The 9,183-nt window shown below is 54.3% G+C and carries 7 protein-coding genes; 4 read left to right on the top strand and 3 right to left on the bottom strand.

Annotated elements, in window-relative coordinates; translation table 11 throughout:
• Positions 1-110 precede the first annotated feature (110 nt).
• The gene (locus FUA23_RS10375; RefSeq protein ID WP_147930670.1) at positions 111-1,253 is read right to left on the bottom strand and encodes an MFS transporter; all 1,143 of its coding nucleotides are present in this window, start codon (positions 1,251-1,253) and stop codon (positions 111-113) included.
• 35 nt (positions 1,254-1,288) lie between these two features.
• On the opposite strand from FUA23_RS10375, the gene FUA23_RS10370 reads away from it, so the two are divergent.
• The gene (locus FUA23_RS10370) at positions 1,289-2,206 is read left to right on the top strand and encodes an alpha/beta fold hydrolase (protein ID WP_147930669.1); all 918 of its coding nucleotides are present in this window, start codon (positions 1,289-1,291) and stop codon (positions 2,204-2,206) included.
• Between the two features lie 91 nt (positions 2,207-2,297).
• The gene (gene thiL, locus FUA23_RS10365; RefSeq protein ID WP_147930668.1) at positions 2,298-3,332 is read left to right on the top strand and encodes a thiamine-phosphate kinase; all 1,035 of its coding nucleotides are present in this window, start codon (positions 2,298-2,300) and stop codon (positions 3,330-3,332) included.
• A gap of 153 nt (positions 3,333-3,485) precedes the next feature.
• Here thiL and tamL read toward each other — a convergent pair whose 3' ends face one another.
• On the bottom strand, positions 3,486-6,008 hold the full coding sequence (gene tamL, locus FUA23_RS10360; RefSeq protein WP_147930667.1) for a translocation and assembly module lipoprotein TamL: 2,523 nt from the start codon (positions 6,006-6,008) through the stop codon (positions 3,486-3,488).
• Between tamL and FUA23_RS10355 the strand changes: the two genes are divergently transcribed.
• On the top strand, positions 5,977-6,732 hold the full coding sequence (locus FUA23_RS10355; protein WP_187270959.1) for a TrmH family RNA methyltransferase: 756 nt from the start codon (positions 5,977-5,979) through the stop codon (positions 6,730-6,732). The genes tamL and FUA23_RS10355 overlap by 32 nt on opposite strands.
• A gap of 76 nt (positions 6,733-6,808) precedes the next feature.
• Positions 6,809-7,573: a segregation and condensation protein A gene (locus FUA23_RS10350; protein WP_147930665.1), complete on the top strand. Its 765-nt coding sequence runs from the start codon at positions 6,809-6,811 to the stop codon at positions 7,571-7,573.
• Positions 7,574-7,752: 179 nt separating this feature from the next.
• On the opposite strand, the gene FUA23_RS10345 is transcribed toward FUA23_RS10350, so the two are convergent.
• Positions 7,753-9,000 (bottom strand): metal-dependent hydrolase, encoded by a 1,248-nt coding sequence (locus FUA23_RS10345; RefSeq protein WP_147930664.1) that lies wholly within the window; start codon positions 8,998-9,000, stop codon positions 7,753-7,755.
• Between the last annotated feature and the right edge of the window lie 183 nt (positions 9,001-9,183).

The following is a 9,183-nucleotide window of genomic DNA, read 5'->3' as shown; positions in this document are numbered from 1 at the left end:
GATGTCTGATATCGTGACGGCCTATCGCAACGAACGCATAGCGTATCACCTTTTGGACAAGTGTGGTGTCGACCCACACACGCCCAAAATGCAAGCGGTAATTGCAGAGCTTAAAGTCTTTGGTGCCCGAGCGGCCTAAAATCGTAGCGGACCATTGTGGAGACGTAAGTATTCGTAAACGGCATGTACAGGATTTCGCCGATGGTCAGAATCATGATCATTCCCAGTACCGCCAGGAAGCCCAGCGTTACGATACCTGGCAAAAGAAGGTACGAAAGGATGATGAGCCCCGAGCCGGCAAGCATAACCGGGATCGGCCGGAAGCGCCGCTCCACAGCGTAGAGGGTCGGCATCTCCAGCCCGACGATGACGATGCCACTGAGCGTAAACAACCAGCCGATCGCCCGCTCATCCAAACCGGACTCTTTGAGGTAAACGGGGAAGGTGGAAAAGAGCTGAAAAAAGCACATCATAATGCCCATGTTGGCCAAGACGAACGCAAGCAGCCACAATTGCCTGTGCGCGGGGGTAGATGCCGTATCTGCTCCGGGGCGACGGGGCGCAGGTGCAGTGGCGGTTAGGGGCTCCGCTATTACCGCTGCGGACTCACTCTTCGTCCGGGCAACGAGGGGTTTCGCAGTTTCATCGGCGGGCAGAGCAAGGTAAAAAACGAGCGCTGCCAGCAGGAAAGTAAGCCCATCGCCCCAGAACATGAGCTCGAAGCCATAATTGTAAATCAGGTACCCCCCAAGGGCAGGGCCAATGCTGAACCCGAGGTTCACCGCCATACGCTGCAAACCATAAGCCTGGGTAAGCTTGCCCGGCGGGGCATAAATCGCGATCGCCGCCCGGTTTGCTGGCCGGAAGGCGTCGGCCCACAAAGAAATACTGAACGCCAGCAAGCACAAAAGCCAGAACTCGGTGACCTGACCCAGCAAAATATTCAACACCCCGGCCCCAATCATACTGTACAACTGAATGTGCCACGAACCAAAACGATCGTTCATCAGCCCACCCAGGTAGTTTCCAAGAACCCCACCAAAGCCGAATGCGGCCATTACGTAGCCCGCCTTTGTAGGCGCATAGCCCTGCTTGTCGATCAGGTAAACCGAAAGAAAGGCTACTACCATAGCTCCACTACGGTTAACCAGAAGAACCAGGGCAAGCAACCAGACTTTACGGGGCAAGCCGGAAAAAGACTTTTTATAGAGGTCAAGAATTTTGACTGGCAATCTTTGTAGTGAGCTCTTCATTCTTTAGTGTTGAGAGCACATAACCCACTCCTTCGATGGGAAGTTCCGCCATTCGGCGTAAGTTTGTGCCAACTTTTCGAATTGACACTATGGCGGTGAATAAGGAAAAATTAATGCTGGGCGGCCTCCGGCGCTTGCTCAACGGCACAGCGAGGGTTTACCGGCGTGGCGCCGGTAAGATGGCCTACTATTTCCTGACCAACCCTCGTCGGTTGGCAGACGATCCCGGAACGAATGAATTCCTTAAGGATGCCGAACAATCGGATTTCACCTTCGAAGACCAGAACATTCACTGTTATCACTGGCCGGGAGACGGCCCTTCGGTTTTGCTCTTACATGGCTGGGAGAGTTCCTCCGCCCGCTGGTTTGCGATGTATGAACCCATGCGGAAAGCCGGATTCGACATCTACGCCATCGACGCGCCGGCCCACGGCCGCAGCGAAGGCAAAAAGTTCAACGTCTTCATGTACTGTCAGGTCATAGACGAATATTTCAAAACTCTGGGCTTCGCCCCCGACTACTGGGTGGGCCATTCGGGCGGAGGCATGGCCGCGATCTACTACTGCTGCAAAGAAGAATTCCGCTCTTCGCCCAAACGCATTGTAAGTATGGCCGTCCCTGGCTTACTGGAAAACTTCATCGATAAGTTCTGTCAGCTCGTTGGGGCCAACGACCGGGTCAAGTACGGTATCGAACACCAGTTTTACCGTCATATGGACCACCGCTTTGCCGACATAAACTTCACCGAGTTCGTTAAGAACGTAGAGGTGAAAGGCCTGATCATTCATGATGAAGACGATGACGTAGCCCCCATCGATGGCGCAAGGAAGATGTACACCAACTGGCAGGGAGCAGAAATTGTAACCACAAAGGGGCGTGGCCACAGCCTTACGGGCGATTTCGTGCCCGCAATCGTGGTGGAATACATCAATAAGAGCGAAAAAGAAGGTTGAAGCAGCAAGCGTCCGATGCAACCTACCTCCAACAAACGGGTTTGTCTAATGAACCAACGAGCCAACGGCCCGACAGATTAAAAGACTATTCATGTCCCGAACTGATGTAAACACCCTGGGCGAATTCGGCCTTATCGAGCACCTTACCCGTACTTTCAAGAAGCGCCAACCCACCACCGTACTCGGCGTTGGTGACGATGCCGCCATTATTGAAACCGGAGGTAACGAGCAAATCGTCGTTAGCACCGACATGCTCGTAGAGGGCATTCACTTCGATTTCGCCTACACGCCCCTGAAGCACCTTGGCTACAAAGCCGTAGCGGTAAACGTTTCTGACATTTGCGCTATGAACGCCCGCCCGCAGCAGATTACAGTGAGCATAGCCATCAGTAATCGCTTCAGCGTCGAAGCGCTGGACGAGTTCTACGCCGGCATCTACGCTGCCTGCGAAAACTACGGCGTTGACCTGGTGGGGGGAGATACGACGAGCTCCAATAAGGGTCTTTACATTTCTGTTACCGCCATTGGGCGCGCCCCAAAGGGGCGTATCACCCGCCGTAGCGGCGCAAAGGTGGGCGATCTGGTTTGCATCACCGGCCACCTGGGCAGCGCCTACCTTGGCCTCCAGCTCCTCGAGCGGGAAAAACAGGTTTTCCTCGCCAACCCCAACATGCAGCCAGAGATGAAGCCGGAGCATAAAGACCTCTACGCGGCCATCCTCCGCCCCGAGGCACGGACGGACATGGTAGACCTTTTTGCCAAAAACAATATTGTTCCTACTTCCATGATCGACATTTCGGATGGTCTGGCCAGCGAGATCATTCACATCTGCAAGGCCAGCGGCGTTGGAGCCATCATCGAGGAAGGCAACGTACCGATTAAGCAGGAAGCCCAGGTACAGGCCATTGATTTTGGCATGGACCCCATCACCTGTGCCCTCTCCGGCGGCGAAGACTACGAACTTCTTTTCACCATCGACCCTAAGGATGTCGAAAAGATCCGGTTCCTGCCAGACCTTTATATATCCGGAGAAATCGTTGCCGCCGAAGACGGCATCAAGCTACACACTACGGGAGGCAACATCCATGAGATTACGGCGCAGGGTTGGAATCATTTCGAGGGGTAGGATGCCCTGCCTTCAGGCCGTACTACAGTAGTCGCGGCTTCAGCCGCTGACTTAGAGTCCTTTTCAGATCACAAAAGCATGGCGGCTAAAGCCTCCGCTACCCGAAGGAATTCTAAAAACTCCCCCTGCACCCGCGGCCGCGCCCGACAATCATTAAAACGGATACCCCAACCCTAACTGGAAAGTCAGATCGCTGAAGCCGAAGCTATTGAACCTTCGCCAGTAGGCACTTTCGGGGATATCGCTTCCATCCCGTACAAGTGGTTCGCCGTCGCCATCCTGGGGGTAATTATAGCGGAGCGGTAAGGCGACGTCGAGCCGGAAGATGAAATAACTCAGATCGATGCGGAGGCCACTCCCCGCCCCTACCGCAAGCTGGCGGTAAAACGGCTGGTGCACAAAAGAGCCGTCTGGCGCGGCCCGCTTAGACAGCAGAAACTGCGACCCCGGCCGGTCTGCTAATGAATCAAGCGTCCAGATGTTACCGATATCGGCAAACAGGGCACCTTTAAAGAAACCCGCGATTGGGAAGCGGTACTCCAGGTTGAGTTCCATCCGGAGGTCACCCGTTTGGAACAACCGGAGGTTGTTGTCGGTGTCCAGACTGAGCGGGTCGACGTAACCACCCGGCCCCAAGGCCCGGGGTTGCCAGGCCCGCATTGAGTTTGCTCCACCCGAGAAAAACTGCTTTACGTAGGGCACTGCCTCAGAGCCCCCAAACGGCCTGCCGGCCGATACCAGAAACCGCGCGGCAAAAGAGGTCAGCGGCGTATACTTTTTCAGATAACGGAGGTCCGCTGAAGCCAGAGCATATTTTGCAAAAGTAGCCCCGTCTTTCGGGGTAAACGTTTCGTCGATTTCACTGAATGCGTTGAAAAGATCGTTGATAAGGCTAAGTTCTGCTCCGGCAATCTCAAAGTTTCCGTTGAACGACAGCGAGCGCCCCCGGACGTCAGACCGTCCGTTGCGGGTGTACTCCAGGTTACGGAAAAGCAGAGAGAAAAAGTACTGTTCTCCGATGCTGTTTCGCAGAAACTCGCTGTCCTCCAGAATCGTCTGAAAAGCAGGTTCTATCACCGGCTCCAGCACATCAATCGCAAAGTGGTTGATCCGGTAATTGGTTGTTTGCGAACGGTTGAAATCGTAACCGAGCCGGGCGTTGAACAAGGTGTAAGCGTAGAAATCTCTGATCAGCAGGTACTCGTAGCCGATGCTGTACCGCGTGCTCGCCCTCTCCTGCAACTGGCTTAGGAAATTATCGGAAACCACCCGCTTACCAAACGGAGAAGGAATTTTATTGAAGAAACCGTAAAGGCCGAAGTCCCGAAAACGAGGCAGGTACAAACTGACGTTTGCGGAGAGGTCGACCGTGTTGAAGAACAGGTTTCCGCCGCTTCGCCGGCGGCGAACCTGCGGATTGATCTCCGTACCAGCCCTCAGGCTGGTCACCAGGAGTTCAGCCCCTCCGAAAACGTTCCGGTTTTGGAAACTCGGCGATACGCTGAGACCGAGCAGGTTGTTTGCCCCGATACCTCCGTTCCGGTTCGTGTAGTTGAAATCCAGGTCTGCGCCCAAAGACATCTTATCGCTCGGCGTAAGTTGAATCTGGTAATTGATCACATCCGGCTTTAATGTGTCGATTTTCTGATTAATCCTGACAAAGCGGTAGATCCCAAGGCCATTGAGCGAAAGGTTGGTCTTTTCAAGGTCATCCCGGTTGTGGTATTCTCCCTGTTCCATGAAGATGCTCTTGCGCAGTAGCTCAGGCCGCACCCGGAAACCGGGCTCGTTAGACAAAAAGCGAACGTTGTTGATCGTTGTGTCGAGCAGGTAGGAACCTCCGGGGGCGATTGGGGAGAAGTCTGTGTACACCGTTATTTCCCCCACCCGGAAGCGCTGGTAGGCGTTTTCCCTCTGCGGCGGGAGGATGCTCAGAAAAACATCAGCGTAGCCACTCCTCCGGAAAGTGTCGATTTCCAGCTCATCGAAGTACGCTCCGCTGAAATAAGCGAAACCACGGTTGCGCAGAAAACGGCTGATGCGTGATTTTTCACGGTCGAATTTATTGAGATCGAGCGGCGTACCGGTTTTCAGTTCACTGTCTTCCAGGGTCAGTTGGAGCAAACTATCGAGAATTGGCTCCGGGCTGGAAAACCGAACGGAGTCGATCAAAAAACGGTGACCAGCTTCTACGTGGTAAATCAGCTTTACTTTCCTGCGGCGGTTACGGTCGGCCTCGTGGTAGGCCGTTGCTTTGAAATAGCCGAGTCGCCGCAGGTAAGAGGCCATATCATCAGTGGATACCCGACTCAGGCTGTCTTTATATATTGCGGGTTCCTGCCCGAGCGTATTGCGCAAAAAGCGGTCGATCCGGGTAGTGTCTCTCGGCTTGCTGTTATCTAAATAAAAGTACTCGCGGGGAAAAAGGAAAAGAAAGTTATCGTTGGGTTGCTGGCGGGAGAGCGTAGAGAGCTGGTACGCAACGTCTCCCCGGTTGTCGATCGACTTTGGATCAACCAGCCGGATGGTATTCTTGACGAGTAGTTCCTCGTTGTCCGCAAGATATTTGGTAGTATTGCAGGACGTCAGGAAGGCGACGGTTCCCAAAAGGACCAGTCCCGCCGGACAAAAAAACCGCGCCAGTATGCCTCTTAGTTCCGGTACCATTAAATTCATAAGCAGCCTTCGTCAGCGGAAGTTTCGGCAAAATTACCACAAATTCACCGCCGAAGGCGGTAGGATCGTCGGTGAACTTCTTTCTCAAACGCGCTATAAGGTCGATCACGTCTACGCCCTTGAAGAATGGTTGGCTCTTCAGTCAGAAGTTCCGTCCGTTCCCTTAACGATAGTCACACCTAAAGAGTTGGGTAGAATTTCTCAGCTCAACACCGCAAACCAGGTACTCGCGGTGGTAGACCTGCCTGAGCAAACGCCCGATTTGCCCGACGAAATGGCCACCGGATGGTCGCTTTACCTCGACGGGGTGCAATCCCCCAGCAACCTGGGCGCTTTGCTGCGGATTGCCGACTGGTTCGGTTTTCACCACGTGATTGCAGGACCGGGAACAGCCGATCTTTACAACAGCAAAAGCATCCAGGCTACGATGGGTTCTTTTCTCCGTATCGATTTTCGGAAAGGTGTACTGACCGAAGTAACCACCCGCTTCCCCGAACTCACCGTCTTTGGTGCCGATCTTGCCGGTGAAAATATTTACCGCATCGACCCGCCCACCTCCGGCTTGCTCGTTATTGGTGCGGAGGGGCCAGGGGTAAGTCAGGCGGCGCGCACGCAGGTGCAAAAATGGTTAACGATACCCCGCGCGCCCGGCCGGGAAGCCGAAAGCCTTAATGCAGCGGTTGCTGCAGGGATCTTGTGCGGAGGGCTTAGTGTTAGGAACTAGGGAGCTAGAAGCCAGTTCTTAGTTTCTAGCTCCTAGAAACTAATTTCTAGCTCCCTAGTTTCTACCTTCGCGCTCAATGGCAGGTTACACCATAAAATTACCCCAGTTCGAAGGCCCGTTCGACCTCCTCCTTTTCTTCATCGAGCGGGACGAGCTGGACATTTACGACATCCCCATCTCCAGCGTCACCAACGACTTCCTCGCCTACATGCACCAGGCGCAACAGATGGATATCGACCTGGCCAGCGAGTTCGTACTCGTAGCCGCCACCCTTTGCCGCATCAAAGCAAAAATGCTCATCCCCCGCAAACCGGTCGATGAAGATGGCAATGAGATTGACCCCCGCGAAGAACTCGTCTCTCGCCTGCTGGAGTACAAGCGTTATAAATCCGTCCTGGCGGAACTGCGCGCTCTGGAAACCGCCCGAAGCATGCGCAATTACCGTGGCAACGTAACGACCGAACTTGCCCAGATTGCCACCCGCGCACTCGTCGATGTCGAACTCGAAAGCGTAACCCTGTTCAAACTCCTGAAAGCCTACGAGCGCCTCCTCACCAAAATGGAGGAACGGGACGACAAGCCACTGATCCACGAAATTGCTCAGTTCGACTACACCGTGGAAGACCAGCAAGTGAGGATCATGAACTTGATCGGAGCCGTACAGTTCGGAAAGTCCCGGCCAAGTTTCAACGACATCTTTAGTGTCTGCAAAACCCGTATTCACGCCATCGTTACTTTTCTCGGTCTCCTCGAATTACTCAATGCCCGTGAGGTACGCCTCATCCCCGGCGAAGGAGTGAATAACTTCTGGCTGGAAGCCGGACGAACGGAGGAGGAGTAGGTAGTGGGTAGTGGGTAGAATGTAGTGCTGCCGCTTTTTCCACTCTCTGCGCTTCGCTTGTTCGCCCGGGCGCAGTGAACAGTCTCCTCCACTACATTTTGCCAACTATCCACTACAACGCGCGGCAGCACTACCTACTACATTCTACCAACTACGCACTACCTACTACACTCTACCAACTACTTACTGGAAACCCCTTTAAGCCGCTCCCATAGCCGTGAGAACATTCCGCCCATATCCACATCTTCCGAGGGGCCTGCGTTCTCCTGCCGTACCTGTACCGGATGGACGGTAGTGTCCACCTCCCAGCTGAATATGTAGCTGCTGCGTGCTTCCGGATTATCGGTATCGAGCAGACCGTAACGGAGGTCGTTTACCTGCAGGCCACCTTCGTTCCGGCCGGGCATCACGCCGTAATACTCTTTTGTGAACCAGCGGATGATTCGTACATCGCGGTCATCGGCGTAGGGCGCAAGCCAGTCGTGGTTACCGGGTATTTCCGTGAAGGGTTGAAAGCGACGCTCTTCGTCGAAGAGGCTGTACTGGCTGAAATAAAAGAGATCTATCTTAGCATCCTTCGCTGTGCCGGACCAGAGTATGTTGTTGAGAATAGACGGAGAGACAACGTGTTTTTCGGCAACAATCCCTTCCTGTGTCAGGGTGGCTTCCATCACACTGTCTACATTGAAGTGGTTCACCACCGTCAGGGCGAGGTAGACCGAAGACAACACGAGCCCGGCCTTATTCAACTTTGCCCTCCAACTGGTTCCCTGCACCTGCGTCCGCGCCCAAACGAGTAAAATCAGAAACGGCAAAGTGTAGATCGGATCGGCAACCGAAATGGTATTCCAGGCCAAACGGCTGTCCGCAACGGGCTGAAAAAACTGAGTACCGTAGGCCGTGAAGCAATCAAGCAACGGATGGGTAACAATAGCGCCGAAGGCCAATAATGTCCATCCCTTCCACCCTGTATTTTTGACCTTGTCGGGAAAACCCCGCAGCCAACGAAGCCCGCCAATCACCACAAAAAAAGCAGCAAAAGCCAGCGTGATGGCTAACGTTATTTTTGGAATTCCGTACACCTCGATCGGCATCAGGTAACTTCCACCCGTAAGCAAAAGGTAGAATGCAGTCAGGAGCACCGGCCACACCAACCACCCTTTCACCGGCCCCTCCCGGCCGCCGTAGAAACGGTGCAGAGCCAGGCCGACCAACGGGGCCGCCAGGATTGCAAACGGCAGACTGTGGGTAAACGCCCGGTGATAGGCCAGGGCACTCATCGGGTCGCTCACCGCGTTGGCGAGTACATCCAGATCGGGCAGCGTCCCGCAAATTCCGCCCCAGAGCATTGCCCGGTTACCGGCCTTCCGGCCAAGGACGGCTTCGCCTACTGCGGCGCCTAATACTATTTGCGTTAATGAATCCATGGGGTGTAGTCAAAACAATCAGGTAGTCAGGCAGTCAAATAGTCACCGTCGGAGGTGGCGGTGAAGCTAATCGGTTGTCCGGGGGGGGGGACCATCATCCTGCCGTGCATCCATAACTATACGGCCGGCGGGTAGGAAGGTTGGCTGAACGGGAAGAACAATTGAACAGATCGTGCGGTATGG

This window comes from Neolewinella aurantiaca (genome assembly GCF_008014675.1).
Lineage (GTDB): Bacteria > Bacteroidota > Bacteroidia > Chitinophagales > Saprospiraceae > Neolewinella > Neolewinella aurantiaca.
Note: the sequence above shows the minus strand (reverse complement) of the source record. Positions and strands in the feature narration are given on the sequence as shown.

Excerpts from the sequence above, each read along its gene's own strand:
- FUA23_RS10375 (WP_147930670.1), bottom strand. The coding sequence starts at position 1,253 with ATGAAGAGCTCACTACAAAGATTGCCAGTCAAAATTCTTGACCTCTAT.
- FUA23_RS10355 (WP_187270959.1), top strand. The coding sequence starts at position 5,977 with ATGCCTCTTAGTTCCGGTACCATTAAATTCATAAGCAGCCTTCGTCAG.
- tamL (WP_147930667.1), bottom strand. The coding sequence starts at position 6,008 with ATGAATTTAATGGTACCGGAACTAAGAGGCATACTGGCGCGGTTTTTT.
- FUA23_RS10350 (WP_147930665.1), top strand. The coding sequence starts at position 6,809 with ATGGCAGGTTACACCATAAAATTACCCCAGTTCGAAGGCCCGTTCGAC.
- thiL (WP_147930668.1), top strand. The coding sequence starts at position 2,298 with ATGTCCCGAACTGATGTAAACACCCTGGGCGAATTCGGCCTTATCGAG.
- FUA23_RS10345 (WP_147930664.1), bottom strand. The coding sequence starts at position 9,000 with ATGGATTCATTAACGCAAATAGTATTAGGCGCCGCAGTAGGCGAAGCC.
- FUA23_RS10370 (WP_147930669.1), top strand. The coding sequence starts at position 1,289 with ATGGGAAGTTCCGCCATTCGGCGTAAGTTTGTGCCAACTTTTCGAATT.